This is a genomic window from Myxococcus dinghuensis (assembly GCF_024198235.1).
Classification (GTDB): domain Bacteria; phylum Myxococcota; class Myxococcia; order Myxococcales; family Myxococcaceae; genus Myxococcus; species Myxococcus dinghuensis.
The window spans coordinates 329695-346440 of the sequence record NZ_JAKCFB010000005.1; the positions used below are offsets into that span (position 1 = coordinate 329695).

Consider the following 16746-nt stretch of genomic DNA (forward strand, 5'->3'; position numbering starts at 1 on the left):
ATACCCGCCGCGCTACGACGAGGACCTCGTGTTCGAGGCCGCGCCGCCCTGGGCAGGGTAGTTCCGTGGAAGCCCCGATAGACATCAGCGTCCGTCACCACGGCCCCCCAGGCAGCGGTCGCGAGCGTGTTCCGGATGAGATGTCTTTGTATATTCCACGGCGGACGCCAGCCTCGTCGGCCCGGCATTCGCGATGCCCTTCCCCGAGGTGACCCGAGGGTGGGCACGGAAAGAGGCGCGATGCGCGGAGTCGACATCCCCTGGAGCCTCGCGGCCTCGCTGCTCCTGTCCTTCCTCGCACCGGGCTGTTCGTCGAGGCCGCCACCGTATGCGCTGGATTGCGCGTTGTCCGGCGGGGAAACGGAGTCCACCTGTCTCCACGTCACCGAGCACCAGGAGGTGACGCGGCTGGAGCTGACCGGCGCCCGGGAGCTGGTCCTCACCGCCCTGTCCGCCACGCGGACCGCAACACACGTGGTGGTGGAGGCCACCCTGCAAGGCGGCTTCCGCAACGCGGTGGACCAGAACCTCTATCTCTTCCTGGGCGAGCCCACGGACGGCGCGCCGTCGGTGTATTCGCTCACCGCCGATCCCCAATACGCGGCGGACGTGGGCTATCCCCTCCGCACGTCGCTGGAGCTGCCCCACCGGCCGGACGTCCGCGTGGGGCTGATGTCGCCCCACGTCCAGGGCTACACGCCCCAGGTCTACGTGAGGGACTCCGTGAAGGCGGACGCCGTCGGCGCGGACACCGGGGTCGTGATTCGGGTGGACGGGGCCCGCGTCCACGTGGAGGTGCCCCTGGAGCGTTACTACCGCCTCGAGGGCGCCCCCGTGCCCGGCGCGCTCTCCGTCACGCTGGCCACCGCGCGCGACTACGTGGGCTTCGTGGACCACCTCTCCGTGCCCGCACTCGCCCCAGGCGACACCCGCACCGCGACGGCCCGCACCACCGAGCCCCAGCTCTACCCTTCATTGAACGCGCGCTCCCACCGCTTCGAGCGCGTGGCGCTGCGCCGGGACGCGACCACCACCTCCGTCTCGCTGGAGATGGCCGCCCCCATCACCGACTGGGCCCAGACCAACCTCCAGTTCTTCTTCGTCCCCCTGCCCCCCACCGCGCCGCTGCACGTGCTCCAGGACGCCGCGCACGCCGTGGACCTGCCGTACGCGTGGTCCTGGTACTGCGCCGTGTACTCACCCCACCGCGTGTTCTGCCGCGCCTCCGGTGGCAATGACTTCCGCTACGACACCGCCTACGCCGAGCGCACCGAGCTGACCGCCCTCCCCGGCGTCCACTTCAAGCAGGAGGCTCCGGGTCGATACGTCCTGGAGTGTCCGTCCGCCGCCCTCGGCGCCGGCCCCGAGGGCTTCGCGCTCATGCTCGCCGCGGGTCGGGATGGCTTCGCGCCCACGACCTTCTACGGCAGGCCGCCAGACGCCAACCGCCCCCGGTAGCCCGTTTCGACTCCCGCGCTGAATCACAGGCAACGGGTCATCACCAACCCCAACCCCGCAATTCAAGCCCGAACGGATTTACAGACAATAACTGCAATGCGCCTTGTGCTCCCAATCGAACGGCACGACAATGACGGACTCCTCCAGGAGGCGCATCCATGCTCGGTAGACTGTCTCGTGCACTCACCGTGGTATCGGCGTTGTCCGTGGTGACGCTCGCCTCACCGGCTCGAGCGGACCTGCTGTACCAGTGCCAGCTCAACCAGACGCTCTGGGACAACTACGACAGTTGTGTGAGCCACTGTGTCGACCAGCAGTGGGTTCCCAACGCCTCGTATCCCAATGGCGGCTACTGGAACACGCTCTGGTACGGGTGCATGGATGTCTACGTGACGCCGGGCTCCTCGGGTGGAGGCGGCGGCGGTGGTGGTGGGGGCGGCGGCGGTGGCCCCAACTGGAACGACCCGTTCTACCAGGGGCAGTGCGACTACAACGTGCTGTGCCCGGGCGCCAACAGCTGTCTCTGCCACGGCGGCGGCGGCGGCGAGCAGCAATCCACCTAGCGAGGAGACCTCATGAGGACGCGACTCGACACGCTGTCCCGGGTGTGGCTCGTGGGCTGTCTGGGCCTGGGGCTCGCCGTCCTGCTCCCTGGCTGTATCGACGGGGACGCGGCGCCACAGGAGTCATGGACCCAGCAGGGCGACCCGTTCGGCGAACTCAACTTCGGCACCGCCACGTATACGCTCAACAACTGCATGCCCGGAGATGAGTGGGACGCCTCCTCGGGGACCTGTCAGCCCACGTATTGCTACAAGACCCGTGGACCAGGGTGGGGAGGCACCGAGCCTTATTGCTCCAAGCTTTCGGATCCGCCTTCCGGACCGCAGGTGCCGCCTCCTGGCCCCAACCAGGCATGCTCGATCAGCCGAAACCCGAGCTGGTGTGGCACCGAGCCCAATTGCTATCCGTGCGTCTATGCCTGCGCCGATACCCGGGGACAGGGATGGTGTGGCTACGAGCCCGACTGCTACGTGTGCCCGGCCTGCTCCGTGAGCCGGAACAACGCGAACTGGTGCGGCACCGAGCCCAATTGCTACGCGTGCGGACCGAGCTGCGAGTCGACGCGCGGCGCGTACTGGTGCGGCAACGAACCCAGTTGCTACGCGTGTGGACCCAGTTGCCCGTCGACGCGCGGCGCGAACTGGTGTGGCACCGAGCCAAGCTGCTACTTCTGCGGCAACGGCGGCGGGACCTCCGAAGGGGGCTGAGCCCCGACGACGCCGGGGGAGCGGCACCCGTGCCCTCCCTCGCGTCCTGACGCCGCGCCCACCTCGCGCCTTCCTCCATGAAGCGGCTGTCCCTCCGCGTCCTCGCCCACCCCCTCGCGCCTTGCGCGTTCCTCGGCGTCGCGGCGCTCTACGGAGCGGCGCTCATCGCGACGCGGCTGGATGTCTTCAGCATCGACGTGGCGGGCCACCTCGCGAGCGGCATGGCGCTGCACCGCGGGTACTTCCACCAGTTCAACGACAGCGCGTTCCTGGGCTACGTCCAGAACCTGTTCTACCCGCCCCTGGAGGACCTCCTGCTGGGGGCGCTGCTCTGGCTGCCGCTGGAGCCGCTCACCACCTTCTCGGTGTTCCTCTCGCTGCTGGTGGTCGGCTACTTCGCGGGCGCCGGCGCGTTGGCCCTGCGCTTCGAGCGGACGTGGGCGCGCTGGCTCTTCGTCCTCGGCTCGGTGGCGCTCTTCTACACCCACAAGGGCGAGGGCTTCGCGCAGGGCTTGTGCTTCCTCGACCTCATCCGGGTCGGCATCACCAGCCAGTTCCTCGGCGCGGCGTTCTTCTTCGTGGTGGTGGCCGAGCTGTACGGCACGCCGCGCCCCCTCCCCCTGGCCCTGGCCCTGGCCGGGGTCGTGCTGTCGCACCTCATCATGGGACTGGCCGCGGGCGTGCTCGTGCTGCTCGCCCTGCCCCGACTGCTCCGGAGCCCCCGGCTCGTGGGCGCGCTGGTGCTCGGCGCCGGACTGAGCGCCTTCTTCTGGCTGCCGTTCCTCGCCTACCGCGGGCTGATGGTCCGCAACCTCGTCACGGTCGAGCAGACCGGCGGGAGCATCGCGCTCGCGTGCCTGGGGGTGGTGGTGCTCGGGTGGACGCGCGAGATGCGCTGGCTCGCGGCGGGTGTGGTGGCCCTGCTCGTCCCCTCGCTGTTCGCCCGCGCCTTCGAGGGCGCACCCTGGTTGCCCGCGCTGCACTACTACCGCTTCGACATCTGCGGCCTCGTGCTGGTGCCCGCGGTGGTGGCGGCGGTGCTCGACGCGGTCCCCTCGGTGGGACGCGCCCGGGCACACCTGACGCGGGGCGCGGCCCTGGTGGCCCTGGTGCTCGTCGCGGTGTTCTTCCCGCTGCGCTCCGGCTTCACCCACCCCGGGAGGCTCGTGGCCGGGAGCCGGTTCGCGTGGGAGGTCGAGCCTCCGCGTGACGCGAGCTTCGGGCGCCATTTCGTCCTCGAGTTCCGGCGCCCCTTCGACTTCGCGGTGGAGAGCTACCTGGGCGCGATGGACGAATCGTTCCGGGGCCCCAAGGGACTCTTCTGGGAGAGCAACACCGCCAACCACCTGGTCAGCTCGTACATGGCCACGCTGGTGGGACGCCCCGTCATCCTCGACCACTTCTTCTTCGGCGCCTTCGCGTGTCCCTTCCAGCAGTGCGTGCTGGACCACTTCCTCGCGGACTTCAACATCACCCGCTTCTCCGTGGACGCGCGCGTGCTGACGGCCCGGCCACAAGACGCGGGCACACCGCTGGAGGCCCTCACCTCCCGCGCCGCGTGCCACGCGCGGACGCTGGAGCAGGGAGGCACCTCCCGCTTCCGCCTCGTCGCCGAGCCGTCGTTCTCGGTGAACGGGGTGCCCTTCCGCACGTTCCGCGCCGAGCCTCGCGAGGACCTCCCCGGAGGCCCCGCGCTCAACGCCGCGGTGGAGCTGTTCCCGCCCTCGGAGCTGATGCCCTACGAGCGCGCGGCCCCGAACTTCTACAACGCCTATTTCCACCCCATGGGCCCCGCGTGCGAGGCGCGAATCCACCTGCGGCAGACGCTCGTGGAGGACGCGGACTGGCAGCCGCTGCACGAGGCGCTCGACCGCGCGGGCCCCACCGTGCACCGGCCCCCCGAACCCGCCGGGCTCCGCAAGGAGGGCCGAGGGACCTATGTCCTGGAGCTGCCCGACGACGGGCCCCGCCTCTTCAAGGTCAAGCTGTCGTGGTTCCCGGGCATGCGGCTCGTGGACGCGCGCGGCGTGGAGCAGCCGCTGTTCCGCGCCTATCCCCACCTGCTCGGCATCGGCCAGGGGACGCTGCGGCTGGAATACCGGCGTCCATCCATCATGTGGGCCGGCGATGCCGTCAGCCTCGTGTCCCTCGCCGTGCTCCTCCTCGCGATGGGGCTGTCGTGGAGGAAGCGGATTCCCCCCGACCAGCGCCCACCCCTCAGTAGTAGTCGCGCAGGGTGAGCCGGCGCTTGCCGCCGTCCTTCAGGGTGAGGACCACGGTCTGCCCGGCGGGGCGATACCGCCAGTTCGCGAGCTCCGAGCGCGAGTAGTCCGCGCCGATGGCCTTCCCGTCGATGGCGACGACCTCCTCGTCCGGCTTCCAACCCGCCACGGCGGCCGGGCTCCCCGGAGCCACCAGCTTCACCACCAGCCGCCCCTCCGAAGGGAGCGCAATCAGTCCGGACCGGTCCTTGCGGAACGGCTGCCGCAACGCGCGGGCATCGGGGACCAGCATCAACGTGTCGGTCGCGTAGTCCGTCACCATCCGGAAGCGGGCGAGGATGGCGAGCCCCAGGTTGCCGAGGAGCCGGTCCGAGGTGGAGATGCTGTTGCCCGCGTCGTCGAACACGGTGGGCACGTTCCTCAAGGTGACGCCCGCGAGCTCGACGGACTTCAGCGTCGCCACATCCCGCTCCCGCAGCCCACCCACGGCGCCCGACAACGTCTTGGAGCTGCGCCGCCCCGCGAGCAACCCCTCCTTCTGCCAGTACGCGGGGAAGAGTGAGAGCGCGCCCCCATTGCCCACGTCGAACAGCACCGGGATGGCGGGCCGTCCCTCGACGGAGAGCAGGACCTCGCGCTGCCCGCCCGCGGACTCGACGAGCGGCAGGCGCACCGCGCCGCGCGGAGCCTTGAAGCCCGAGGCCTCGTGGAAGGCGACGCGCCGGTTCGGGAAGTCCACGTCCACGACGAGCGGGTTGAAGGCCTCCTTGCCCAGGATGACGGGCAGCGGGTGCCCCAACTGCCGCGAGACCTCGGACAGGTCGATGACGACGACCGTCAGCCCCTTCAGGCGCAGGTCGCCCAGGGTGATGTCCACGCCTCCGGCGAACTGGGCCTGGGCCTGTCCCCCGCTGCCGACCGCCGCGACCTGCCCCTCGGTCTTCAAGCCCAGCTCGCGCGCATAGGCCGTGTCGACCACCGTCATCTCCGCGCCGCTGTCCAACAGCACCGACGTCGCGTGGCCGTTCACCTGCGCGGGGATGAAGACGCGGTTCTCGTTGAAGAACTCGAAGGGCATGAAGCCCGTGCCGTGGCGGCCGTTCGCGAAGGTCGCCGTGAGCGCCTGCGGGGGTCGCTCGAGGACGGCGGGCGGGATGGGCACGTTCACCTCCAGCGCCTCCACCACGGTCCGTCCGTTCGACTCGGGGTTCTCGTCGAACTCCTCCTCCAGGAAGGGCATGCGCACGCCCTGCACCTCACGCCAGTCTCCCAGCCGCACGAAGCGCGTGACGTTGTCCTCGCGGATGCGCAGGCCGTGGAGGGCCCCGTTGGACTCCTCGAGGAACAGGTCATAGAGGTCCTCGTCGCCGAAGGTGACGCGCACCACCTTCCACGTGTGGCCATCCCGCTGCTCGTCCGGCCGAGCGGTGAGCGTCGCGCCCGCGCCGCCCCTCAACGCGGTCCCGAAGTCGAGCGCCACCCGGTGTCGTGCGTCGCGCGCGTCGGTGGCCGGTGCGTCCTCGACCTGGCCGCTGGCGTTCCGCTTCCAACCGTCCTCGGCGGTGAAGGCCCTCGACTCCCGCACCACGCCATAGTCCTCGTCCTGGCGGACCCGGCCGTCCCGGTGGCGCCAGGACTCCATCGTCCCCTGGAGTCCGCCCGTCGCCGTCTTCCCCTTCGCGTGGAGGCTCTCCAGGCGCGCGAACGCGTCTCCGCCCCGCCACGCGAGGTGCCGCGCGATGAGCGCCTGGACCGCGTCCGCCGCCCTGGACGAGGCGGGGACGAGGATGAGCGTCAGGGCCATCCAGATGGGAACGAGGACTCTCATGTCGTGGCTCCGCGATTGGAAGAGGAGGAAGGTCGTCCCACCAGTCGACGCAGCCCGGGCGGACTGGAGCCGATGAGGGAGAAGGACCGGGACAGACGTGCGCGCGCGGACTGGGGCGCGCTCAGCCGCACCTCCGCGGACAGCCCGCTGTGCTGGAGACAGGCGAGGTAGCCGCTGTCGCTCCAGATGGCCTGCTTGACGCCGGTGCCATCCGGGGTGAGGAGCGCCACCAGGAACTCGCGGGCATCGACCACGAGCGTGAGCTGCGCGCCCGGCCAGCGCTCCCGGACGAAGTCCGCGTCGGAGGAGCGCACGCAGTCGAAGGGCAGCTTGGGCGTCTCGTCGTAGACCATCCCCGCGATGGCCACGTCCCGCTCGCTCGCTTCGGTGAGGACCGGAGCGAGGGCCGCGAAGGGCGGTGGGAAGAGGTCGAAGAGCAAGACCTCCTTGGCGCCGGAAATCATCGCCCGCGCGCGCTCCATCACCTGCGCGGTGCTCTTGAGGTGGTAGATGCGGTCGTCCTGCGCCGGGGAGTGGAGCTTCTTCAGCGCGCTCGAGGCCTCGCGCTTGCGTGTCTCGAAGCCACGCTGCAACGCCGCGAGCACCTCGTCCGGAGGCACCGGTCGGAAGGAGCGGGGCTCCCCCTCCTCCACCAGCACCGCCCCCTTCAGCTCCAGGGAGGCGAGCGCCTGGTAGATGCTCGGAGGCGCCTTCCCCAGCGCCTGCGCCAGCCGGTACCCGGTCGCGGGCGCGCCCTTCAGCAACTCGCAGTACACCCGCGCCTCGACCTCGGTGAACCCGAGGGACACGAGCCCTTCGTCCGCGTTCATGCGGAGACTGTTATTACCGCGCAGTAATCATAGTCAAGCGAGACGGGCTCACGGGCTCCGTGAGTGACTCGGCGTCCCGTGGGAAGCAGGCCGCCCGTGAAGGTCCGCCGCGCGGGAAGCGGTGCGTGGGCGCCTGCGCCCCCCAGGTCGCCTGCCCGCGCGGAGTGGCGGATGCACGACACTTCGCGCGCCGCGACGGAAGACGACGCTCCGAGTGCGCTACGACGTCCGCCCCCTCACACCCCAGGGAGGTTCCAACATGCGCAGTCGGATGACGTTGGTGGCGATGATTGGTGCGGTGCTCTTCATGGCAGGCTGCGGTCCTGAAATGTCTGGGAGCCTCGAGGAGGAGGCCGCTCCGGTCGAAGCGACCTCCGCGTGCACGGACGCCTGCGATAGGGCGTACACGAAGTGCGCCAATGCCTGTCCGAGCAGCGGTGAGGCGCAGATCGGGTGTCTCGTGGCCTGCTCGACCAAGAAGATCAGTTGCACGGCGAACTGCAGCTCGGCCGCGCCTGACCTGGCCCAGGAGTAGCGATTCGCCGCTTCCGCTGGACGCGGTGGCGGCGGTGCAGGTGCCCGCGGGCTGCGACGGCTTCATCCAGAATCTGGTGAAGCCGACCTCCAGCCCGCGGGCGGGTTTCTTCACATCCCCTTCACGGCAGCCCGATACCGCCCGCGGCGGGCGCGATGGCGCCCATCGGCGGAGACGGCGGACGCGAGGGCCGGCCGAACTGCCGATCCATCGCGAGGTTCAGGAGCAGCACGTTGACGCGCGGCTCCCCCAGCACGCCCAGGGTGCGGCCCTCGACGTACGTGTCCACCAGCGCGAGCACGCGCTCGGCCGCCACGCCGCGCGCGCGCGCCACGCGGACCGCCTGCCAGCGCACGGCCTCCGGCGACAGGTGCGGGTCCAGGCCTGACGCGGAGGTGGTGACCAGGTCGGCCGGCATGGGCCCCTGCGCGTCCGGGTTCTCCCTGCGCAGCCGCGCCGCCTCCTCGGTGACGCGGTCCTTCAACTTCTGCGACGTGGGCCCCAGGTTGCTGCCGGAGGACGCGGCCGCGTCGTAACCCGCGCCGGCGGCGGAGGGACGCGGCTGGAAGTAGCCGGGCTGGGAGAAGCCCTGGCCGATGAGGGCGCTGCCCACCACGCGGCCTTGTTCGTCCTTCACCAGCGAGCCCCGGGCCTCGTGGGGGAAGAGCACCTGGGCCACGCCGGTGACGGCGAGCGGATACAGCACACCCGTGAGCACCAGCGTGACGACGCAGGCGCGCAGGGCGATGACGAGGGTGGAGACCATGATGTGAATCCTTTCAGGCCAGGCCCACGGTGGTGAGCAGCACGTCGATGGCCTTGATGCCGATGAAGGGGACGATGACGCCGCCCACGCCGTAGATGAGCAGGCTGCGCCGCAGCAGGGCCGCCGCGCCCAGCGGGCGGTAGCGCACGCCGCGCAGCGCCAGCGGGATGAGCGCGATGATGATGAGCGCGTTGAAGATGACCGCCGCGAGGATGGCGCTGAACGGCGACGTCAGCCGCATCACGTTGAGCGGGGCAATCTGCGGGAACACCCCCATGAACAGCGCCGGGAGGATGGCGAAGTACTTCGCCACGTCGTTGGCGATGGAGAACGTGGTGAGCGTGCCGCGCGTCATGAGCAACTGCTTGCCCACCTCCACCACCTCCAGCAGCTTGGTCGGGTTGGAGTCGAGGTCCACCATGTTCCCCGCCTCCTTCGCCGCCTGGGTGCCGGTGTTCATCGCCACGCCCACGTCCGCCTGGGCCAGCGCGGGCGCGTCGTTGGTGCCGTCGCCCGTCATCGCCACCAGCTTGCCCTTGCCCTGCTCCGTGCGGATGAGGGCCAGCTTCGCCTCCGGCGTCGCCTCCGCGAGGAAGTCGTCCACGCCCGCCTCGCGGGCGATGGCCGCCGCCGTGCGCGGGTTGTCGCCCGTAATCATCACCGTGCGGATGCCCATGGCGCGGAAGCGGTCGAAGCGCTCCTTGATGCCCCCCTTCACCACGTCCTTCAGGTGGACGATGCCCAGCAGCCGCGCCCCGTCCGCCACCGCGAGCGGCGTCCCGCCCGCGTCACCGATGCGGCCCGACACCGTGGCCAGCTCCGCCGGCACCGCGCCGCCCTGCGCCTGCACGTGCTTGACGATGGCGTCCACCGCGCCCTTGCGGATGCTGCGCGGCTGGGGCTCCGACAGGTCGCACCCGCTCATGCGCGTCTGCGCGGTGAAGGGCACGAACGTCGCGTGGTGCGCCGCCAGCTCGCGCGGACGCATCTTGTAGGTGTCCTTCACCAGCGTGACGATGGAGCGGCCCTCCGGCGTCTCGTCCGCCATGCTCGCCAACTGCGCCGCCTCCGCCAGGTCCTCCATGCGGATACCCGGCATGGGCAGCAGCTCCGTGGCCATGCGGTTGCCCAGGGTGATCGTGCCCGTCTTGTCGAGCAGCAACGTGTCCACGTCGCCCGCCGCCTCCACCGCGCGGCCACTCATGGCGAGCACGTTCTTGCGCAGCAGCCGGTCCATGCCCGCGATGCCGATGGCGCTCAACAGGCCACCAATCGTCGTGGGGATGAGGCACACCAGCAGCGCCACCACGGCGGTGCCCGACAACGGCACGCCCGAGTAGAGCGCCAGCGGCACCAGCGACACACACGCCAGCAGGAACACCACCGTCAGCCCCACCAGGAGGATGTGCAGCGCCACCTCGTTGGGCGTCTTCTGCCGCGCCGCGCCCTCGACCAGGCCAATCATCCGGTCCAGGAAGGACTCACCCGGATTGACGGCGATGCGCACCACGATGCGGTCGGACAACACCTTGGTGCCGCCGGTGACGGCGGAGCGGTCTCCGCCCGACTCGCGGATGACCGGCGCGGACTCGCCGGTGATGGCGGACTCGTCCACGCTGGCGATGCCCTCCACCACCTCACCGTCCCCCGGGATGAGGTCGCCCGCCTCGCACACGACCAGGTCTCCCTTGCGCAGGTCGGGCGCGGGCACGCGCTCCTCGACGCCGTTGGCGAGGCGGCGCGCGGTGGTGTCCTTGCGCATCTTGCGCAGCGCGCCGGCCTGGGCCTTGCCGCGCCCTTCCGCGACGGCCTCCGCGAAGTTGGCGAAGAGGACGGTGAACCACAGCCACAGCGTCACCGACACGGTGAACCACAGCGGCGCGCCGTCGGTGCGCGGCGACACCAGGTCCTTCACCACCAGCACCGTGGTGAGGATGCTGCCGGCCCACACCACGAACATGACGGGGTTGCGGGCCACGTCGCGCGGGTGGAGCTTCCTCAGGCTGTCCACCAGCGCCGGCTTGAGCAGGGACGCGTCGAACAGCGACGCGGGCTTCGAGGATGCGGAGCTCATGGCTCAGTAGACCTTTCCAGCCCCGGCGAGGAAGTGCTCGACGATGGGGCCCAGGGAGAGCGCGGGGAAGAACGTGAGCGCGCCGACGATGAGGACGACGCTCACCAACAGGCCGGTGAAGAGCGCGCCGTTGGTGGGGAAGGTGCCCGGTCCCACCGGCACCACCTTCTTGCCCACCATGGAGCCGGCGATGGCCAGCGCGGGGACGATCATCAGGAAGCGCCCGCCGAGCATCGCCAGCCCCAGCGAGATGTTCCAGAAGGGCGTGTTGGCGTTGAGCCCCGCGAAGGCGCTGCCGTTGTTCGCCGTGCCGCTGGTGAACGCGTAGAGCAGCTCCGTCAGGCCATGCGGCCCCGCGTTGTTGAGCGACGACACGCCCTGCGGAATCACCGCCGCCACGGCCGACAACCCGAGGATGAACAGCGGGAAGATGAGCACGTAGAGCATCGCGAGCTTCATCTCCCGGGATTCGATCTTCTTCCCCAGGTACTCCGGCGTGCGCCCCACCATCAGCCCGGCGATGAAGACGGCGAGCACCACCATGATGAGGATGCCGTAGAGGCCCGCGCCCACCCCGCCGAAGATGACCTCGCCCAACTGCATGTTCACCAGCGGCACCAGCCCGCCCAGCGGGTTGAAGCTGTCGTGCATGGAGTTGACCGCGCCGCACGACGCGTCCGTGGTGACGGTGGCGAAGAGCGCGGAGGCCGGCACGCCGTAGCGCACCTCCTTGCCCTCCATGTTCCCGTCCTGCGTCACGGCCGCGCTGGCCACCGCGGCGTTGGGCTGGGACTCCGCCGCGTAGGCCGCGGCCACGCCCGCGAAGAAGAGGAGGGACATGGCCGAGAACAACACCCACCCCTGCTTCGTGTCTCCCGCCATCTTCCCGTAGGTGTACGTGAGCGCCGCGGGGATGACGAAGATGAGCAGCATCTGCACCAGGTTGGTGAGCGGCGTGGGGTTCTCGAACGGGTGGGCGCTGTTGGCGTTGAAGAAGCCGCCGCCGTTGGTGCCCAGCATCTTGATGACCTCCTGCGAGGCCACCGGCCCCATGGCGAGCGTCTGCTTCGCGCCCTCCAGCGTCGTCAGCTCGTGGTACGGCGCGAAGTTCTGGAGCATGCCCTGCGAGACGAAGAACAGGGCCACGACGAAGCTGACGGGCAGGAGCACGTAGAGCGTGGCGCGCGTGACGTCGACCCAGAAGTTGCCCAGCGTCTTCGCGCCCTCCGGACCGGGGCGGCGGGTGAAGCCCCGCGCCAGCGCGAGCGCCACGCCCAGGCCCGCGGCGGCGGAGACGAAGTTCTGCCAGGCCAGCCCCACCATCTGCGTGAGGTAGCTCATGGTGGATTCACCGGCGTACGACTGCCAGTTGGTGTTGGCCACGAAGCTGGCGGCCGTGTTGAACGCCAGCTCCGGCCCCACCGCGCCCAGGCCCTGGGGGTTGAGCGGCAAGAGGTGCTGGGCGCGCTGGAGCCCGTAGAGGATGACCATGCCGACGACGCTGAAGGCGAGCAGCGCGCCGGAGTACTCCAGCCAGGTCTGCTCGCGACGGTCCGCGGCGCCCGTCAGGCGCAGCAGCACGCGCTCCACGGGGCCCAGCACGCGCGGCAGGGGCTGGGTGTCGCCCTCGAAGACGCGGAAGAGGTAGGCGCCCAGCGGCTTCGTCAGCACGAGCAGGAGCGCGAAGAACGACAGGATCTGCGACCAACCGATGAGGGTCATGGCGGTGGAGGCCCTAGAAGCGCTCCGGGCGGAGCAGGGCGTAGACGAGGTAGACGGTGAGCGCGACGGCCAGGGTGGCGCCCGCGACGTATTCGAAGGTCATGGGTGAAACCTCACAGACGCTCGCAGCCGTGGGTGTAGCCCCAGGCGAGCGCGAAGAAGCCGATGGTGACGACGAGGAGGATGAGGTCCATGCGGGACTCCGGGTTCAGAACCAGGCGGTGGCCCCGAGCACGACCAGCGTCTCGGAGTCCTTCGGCACGGGGGCGCCGTCCGCCATGGTTTCGTGGGAGGCGAAGACGGCCGCCGTGGAGCGGTCGTGCCTCGCCTCGAGCTTGAGGACGAGTGCGTCGGCGGGACGCACCTCCAGGGTGAGGGTGCCTTCCGTGAGCGTCTGCGTCTCGCCCGTCATGAGGCCGTCCGCGTCGCGGTAGGCCTCCACGCGCGCGGTCAGCGCCACGGGCGGAGCGAGCTGCACGCGCGCGTTCAGCCCCGCGGCGTACCACCACGCCCGCTCCGCGCCGGGGACCCGCTGCGTGCCCAGGTCCGCCGTGGCGGCGAGGCGGAAGGACTCCGTCACCGCGTACGTCGCGACGACATCCGCGAACAGGCGCAGGCCCTCGTCGCCCTCCGCGCCCTCCTCCCCGATGAAGGTGTTGAAGGAGGCGGACAGCTTCTTCCCGGCATGGGCCACCTGCGAGCCCAGCGCGAGGCCGTGGTTGTTGTCGCCGATGGTCTGCCAGCCGTTGAGCACGTGGAGCTGCGCGCTCCAGGTGTCATCGAACGCCCACGCGGCCTTCAGGCCCGTCTGGTAGTAGGGCGACAGCTCACCCATCCACGAGCGCGTGTACGTCCAGTTGAGCTGTGATTGGAAGGACTCCAGGCCGATGTGGCTCGGGTAGATGCCGGCCTCCAGCGTCAGCTTGCCGGTGGCGTAGGTCAGGGAGGCCTGCTGCACGAAGCGCCACAGGTCCGGCCCGGTGGCGACGCCCTCGGGTTCGGCCGCGTGGACCACGTCCGCGCCCGTGCCGAAGCCGAGCAGCACCTTCAACCCCACCGGCTTCGGGTCCACATACAGACCCAACGAGGCCAGGTTGATGGCCACCTCGTCGTCGCGCTTGAAGGACGTGCCGGTGCCGGGGATGAAGTTCGCGGCGTCGGCGGGCCGGTTGAAGTTGTGGCCGTAGTACACGTCGACGCCTCCCTCGGGCCGCAGGCGGGAGAAGAAGCCCGCGGGCTCGGACGGGGACGCCGCTTCCTCCGGCGACGGCGCGGCTTCGGCCTGCCGGAGCAGCAAGGAGAGGAGCAGTGGAGAAGGTTCGAGAAGCGACATGGTCGGTGCCCCCCGCATGAGCACCCGTCGTACCAACCCCGTCTGGCGCGGACGGTAGGGGTTCCGAGGGGTTGCGAGGAGGTCCACCGGGGCGCGGTTGCAACCTGCACGACAGGCCCCCCGGCGCCGTGCAGGTTGAAGCGTCGACTGGGGGCGAGGCCTCTCCAGCGAGGAGGGCAGGCAACCCTCCGGGAGGGCTCACGCCCCCCAGCGGCGGTCGTCGTGCGATTTGCACGGAGGTTCGTCGTCCACCTCTCATCACGCACGACGCGCGCGGGGCTTCTTCGCGCTGGGGTGCGGCCAAGTGTCTGGACTTGCTCGGCGAGTCGCCTCCAGGCGGTGCGGGCATACGGGGTGCTTTGCCGGCGGGCCATGTCCCCGACCTCCTCCCTCGTCTCCTCCATCGCGGCGCGCACGGCCTCTCGCGCGGTCGCCGCCGCCAGCCTCCTGGCGTTGACCTCCCAATCCTCCGCGCAGGACGCGCCGCCCCCCGAGCCCCCCGCCGCCCCGGCCCCCGCGCCCTTCGCGTGGGGTGACTTCACGTGGATGAACGGGCAGAGCCGGCAGAAGGACTTCCCGCTCCAGCTCTCGTCCGCGGTGGTGCTCAGCCTGTATCTCGACGCGAACTACGCGTTCAGCCTCAACCGGCCGCGCGACAACACGCTCACGGGCAGCGCGAGCGTGGGTCGCCACAACGAGTTCGAGATCAACCTCGCGTCCATCGGTATCGACTGGAACTACCGCAACGTCATCGGCCGGCTGAGCCTCCAGGCCGGCAACATGGTGAACATCGTCCAGGACCTCGACGGCACGGTGACGCGCGGGCGCTCACTGACGGCGCACAACCTCCGCTACATCCGCGAGGCGACGCTGGGCTACCACTTCGACGTGGACTCCGGCCTCAACGTCGAGGGCGGCATCTTCATGTCGTACATCGGCCTGGAGAGCTACCTCCTGGCGGAGAACTGGAACTACACGCGCTCGCTCGTGTGCGACCACACGCCCTTCTATTTCACGGGCATCCGCGCGCAGTACTTCCCCACGCCGAAGCTGAAGATCGAGCCGTGGTTGATGAACGGCTGGCAGACGTATGGGAAGTGGAACAACGCGCCGTCCGCGGGGCTCGCGCTGCGGTGGAGCCCGTTGGAGTCGCTGACGCTGTTCGGCAACTTCTACGTGGGCACGGACACGAAGGACGTGGCCGCGCGCGTGCGCTTCCACCACGACGACAGCCTCCTGCTGCGCTACTTCGACGCGCCGGGCGCGAAGGGCCTGTCCAAGCTGGCCTTCAGCATCAACAACCACGTGGGCTTCGAGTCGGGCGGCGCGGGGCTGCCCGGCGCGTCGGACGCGTACATGCTGGGCACGTCCATCGCGCACCGGGCGTGGTTCTACGAGGACCGGCTGTCGCTCACCGTGCGCGGCGAGTACATGACCAACCCCACGCGCTACCTGGCGCAGTACCCGCCGCCGGACCTGGCCATGCAGCCGGGCACGGACCTGCGCGTGTGGGGCTTCACGGGCACCTTCGAGGTGATGCCCACGGACTTCCTCGGCCTGCGGCTGGAGGGTGTGTGGCGGCGCGCGAGCGTGCCGTACTTCGCGGGGCGCGGCGGCACCACGTCCGAGGACGGCTTCCAGGGTGGGCCCACGGAGGACTTCACCGTGGACTCGCGCAAGGAGCAGACGCTGCTGCTCGTCGCCGCGAACTTCCGGCTCTGACGGAGGGGAACCACGCGGTTCGTCAGGGATGACCCGTCCGCGCCCGCTCGGTCCGGGCGCGGCGTGTCATCGCGTTCCCCTAGGCTCACGGGACCATGCCCCTGCCCAGAGTCACCCTCCTCGTCCCGTTCGTCGTCCTCCTCGCGGCCTTCGACGCCCAGGCCCAGGCCTATACCCGCCTGGAGATCAACGGCACCTCGCTGTGCCAGCCGCAGCGGACGCTGCAGTGGTCGTTCACCACCATCGAGGACCATCCGACGGCGGAGGAGCGGGCCGCGACCCAGGCCGCGTTCAAGGCCTGGCAGGATTCGGTGGCCTCCTGCTCGGACATCACCTTCGTCCAAGGGCCGGACGTGCCCGCCGGCATGCCACTCCCTCGGGACGGCACGACGCGGGTGTCCTTCCCTCCGAAGCACTGCGCGGACGTCGTCCCCACCAACGACGCGTGCTACGAAAACGACACCTGCCCGGAGAAGTACGCCTGCTGGAATCACGGCCCCTTTGAGTTCACGGAGGTCATCTCGACGTTCTACACGACGACCGGCGCCATCGTCGGCTCCGACATCCAGCTCAACCCCAGCAGCGGGAGGCTCTCCACGGGAGACGGCCCTCGTTGCCCGAACCCCACCCGAGCCGAGCCGGGTTGCATGGGCTTCGACGTCCAGGCGCTGGTGACGCGGTCCATCGGAGAGGTGCTCGGACTGGCGTTGCAGCAGCGCGAGGACTCCACGATGTATCTCCAGTTGAGCTGGGGGGAGCCCGGGCGCCGCGTCATCGATCCAGGCACCCTCCAGGGCATCTGTGACCTCTATCCGCGCGGGCAATCCACGCCCGGCGGGTGCTCCGTGCCCACGCCCGTCGACGAGAACTTGAACGAGGACGAGTCGGGCTGTGCGGCCACCGGCTCCGCCCCGCTGCTGGCGGGGCTCGTGCTCCTGCTCGGTGCCGGATACAGGCGTCGGCGCGAGGAACGCTGAGCGCTCCG

Annotated in this window: 13 protein-coding genes; 6 read left to right on the forward strand and 7 right to left on the reverse strand. The window is 70.1% G+C overall.

What is annotated here, in order from left to right:
• The first annotated feature begins 240 nt into the window (after positions 1-240).
• The 4 genes from LZ198_RS10380 (at position 241) to LZ198_RS10395 (ending at position 4969) form a co-directional block, all read left to right on the forward strand.
• Positions 241-1458 (forward strand): hypothetical protein, encoded by a 1218-nt coding sequence (locus tag LZ198_RS10380; protein ID WP_253971747.1) that lies wholly within the window; start codon positions 241-243, stop codon positions 1456-1458.
• Positions 1459-1616: 158 nt separating this feature from the next.
• Complete coding sequence (locus tag LZ198_RS10385) at positions 1617-2021, forward strand: hypothetical protein (protein WP_253971748.1); 405 nt, start codon at positions 1617-1619, stop codon at positions 2019-2021.
• 12 nt (positions 2022-2033) lie between these two features.
• Positions 2034-2729 carry a hypothetical protein gene (locus LZ198_RS10390; RefSeq protein ID WP_253971749.1) on the forward strand — a complete coding sequence of 232 codons (696 nt, stop codon included), beginning with the start codon at positions 2034-2036 and terminating at the stop codon, positions 2727-2729.
• 77 nt (positions 2730-2806) lie between these two features.
• A complete protein-coding gene (locus tag LZ198_RS10395) occupies positions 2807-4969 on the forward strand; it encodes a hypothetical protein (RefSeq protein ID WP_253971750.1) in 2163 nt (720 codons plus the stop codon).
• Here the strand turns inward: LZ198_RS10395 and LZ198_RS10400 are convergent.
• The 7 genes from LZ198_RS10400 to LZ198_RS10430 form a co-directional block, all read right to left on the reverse strand.
• On the reverse strand, positions 4947-6779 hold the full coding sequence (locus LZ198_RS10400; RefSeq protein WP_253971751.1) for an aspartyl protease family protein: 1833 nt from the start codon (positions 6777-6779) through the stop codon (positions 4947-4949). The genes LZ198_RS10395 and LZ198_RS10400 overlap by 23 nt on opposite strands.
• A complete protein-coding gene (locus tag LZ198_RS10405; RefSeq protein WP_253971752.1) occupies positions 6776-7609 on the reverse strand; it encodes a TrmB family transcriptional regulator in 834 nt (277 codons plus the stop codon). The genes LZ198_RS10400 and LZ198_RS10405 overlap by 4 nt, the downstream gene beginning before the upstream one ends.
• A gap of 656 nt (positions 7610-8265) precedes the next feature.
• On the reverse strand, positions 8266-8910 hold the full coding sequence (kdpC, locus tag LZ198_RS10410; protein WP_253971753.1) for a potassium-transporting ATPase subunit KdpC: 645 nt from the start codon (positions 8908-8910) through the stop codon (positions 8266-8268).
• 13 nt (positions 8911-8923) lie between these two features.
• Positions 8924-10984 carry a potassium-transporting ATPase subunit KdpB gene (gene kdpB / locus LZ198_RS10415; RefSeq protein WP_253971754.1) on the reverse strand — a complete coding sequence of 687 codons (2061 nt, stop codon included), beginning with the start codon at positions 10982-10984 and terminating at the stop codon, positions 8924-8926.
• A 3-nt stretch (positions 10985-10987) separates the two neighbouring features.
• On the reverse strand, positions 10988-12706 hold the full coding sequence (gene kdpA / locus LZ198_RS10420; RefSeq protein WP_253971755.1) for a potassium-transporting ATPase subunit KdpA: 1719 nt from the start codon (positions 12704-12706) through the stop codon (positions 10988-10990).
• Positions 12707-12719: 13 nt separating this feature from the next.
• Complete coding sequence (gene kdpF, locus LZ198_RS10425; RefSeq protein WP_253971756.1) at positions 12720-12809, reverse strand: K(+)-transporting ATPase subunit F; 90 nt, start codon at positions 12807-12809, stop codon at positions 12720-12722.
• A gap of 105 nt (positions 12810-12914) precedes the next feature.
• On the reverse strand, positions 12915-14039 hold the full coding sequence (locus LZ198_RS10430) for an outer membrane beta-barrel protein (RefSeq protein ID WP_253971757.1): 1125 nt from the start codon (positions 14037-14039) through the stop codon (positions 12915-12917).
• A gap of 372 nt (positions 14040-14411) precedes the next feature.
• On the opposite strand from LZ198_RS10430, the gene LZ198_RS10435 reads away from it, so the two are divergent.
• Together LZ198_RS10435 and LZ198_RS10440 are read left to right on the forward strand one after the other, a co-directional pair.
• Positions 14412-15761 carry a porin gene (locus LZ198_RS10435; RefSeq protein ID WP_256559401.1) on the forward strand — a complete coding sequence of 450 codons (1350 nt, stop codon included), beginning with the start codon at positions 14412-14414 and terminating at the stop codon, positions 15759-15761.
• Between the two features lie 95 nt (positions 15762-15856).
• The gene (locus LZ198_RS10440) at positions 15857-16738 is read left to right on the forward strand and encodes an MYXO-CTERM-anchored inactivated metalloprotease (protein WP_253971759.1); all 882 of its coding nucleotides are present in this window, start codon (positions 15857-15859) and stop codon (positions 16736-16738) included.
• The last annotated feature ends 8 nt before the right edge of the window (positions 16739-16746 follow it).

Coding starts and splice junctions, on each gene's coding strand:
- LZ198_RS10440 (WP_253971759.1), top strand. CDS start 15,857: ATGCCCCTGCCCAGAGTCACCCTCCTCGTCCCGTTCGTCGTCCTCCTC.
- LZ198_RS10395 (WP_253971750.1), top strand. CDS start 2,807: ATGAAGCGGCTGTCCCTCCGCGTCCTCGCCCACCCCCTCGCGCCTTGC.
- LZ198_RS10390 (WP_253971749.1), top strand. CDS start 2,034: ATGAGGACGCGACTCGACACGCTGTCCCGGGTGTGGCTCGTGGGCTGT.
- LZ198_RS10435 (WP_256559401.1), top strand. CDS start 14,412: ATGTCCCCGACCTCCTCCCTCGTCTCCTCCATCGCGGCGCGCACGGCC.
- kdpB (WP_253971754.1), bottom strand. CDS start 10,984: ATGAGCTCCGCATCCTCGAAGCCCGCGTCGCTGTTCGACGCGTCCCTG.
- kdpC (WP_253971753.1), bottom strand. CDS start 8,910: ATGGTCTCCACCCTCGTCATCGCCCTGCGCGCCTGCGTCGTCACGCTG.
- LZ198_RS10405 (WP_253971752.1), bottom strand. CDS start 7,609: ATGAACGCGGACGAAGGGCTCGTGTCCCTCGGGTTCACCGAGGTCGAG.
- LZ198_RS10430 (WP_253971757.1), bottom strand. CDS start 14,039: ATGTCGCTTCTCGAACCTTCTCCACTGCTCCTCTCCTTGCTGCTCCGG.
- LZ198_RS10380 (WP_253971747.1), top strand. CDS start 241: ATGCGCGGAGTCGACATCCCCTGGAGCCTCGCGGCCTCGCTGCTCCTG.
- kdpA (WP_253971755.1), bottom strand. CDS start 12,706: ATGACCCTCATCGGTTGGTCGCAGATCCTGTCGTTCTTCGCGCTCCTG.
- LZ198_RS10385 (WP_253971748.1), top strand. CDS start 1,617: ATGCTCGGTAGACTGTCTCGTGCACTCACCGTGGTATCGGCGTTGTCC.
- LZ198_RS10400 (WP_253971751.1), bottom strand. CDS start 6,779: ATGAGAGTCCTCGTTCCCATCTGGATGGCCCTGACGCTCATCCTCGTC.
- kdpF (WP_253971756.1), bottom strand. CDS start 12,809: ATGACCTTCGAATACGTCGCGGGCGCCACCCTGGCCGTCGCGCTCACC.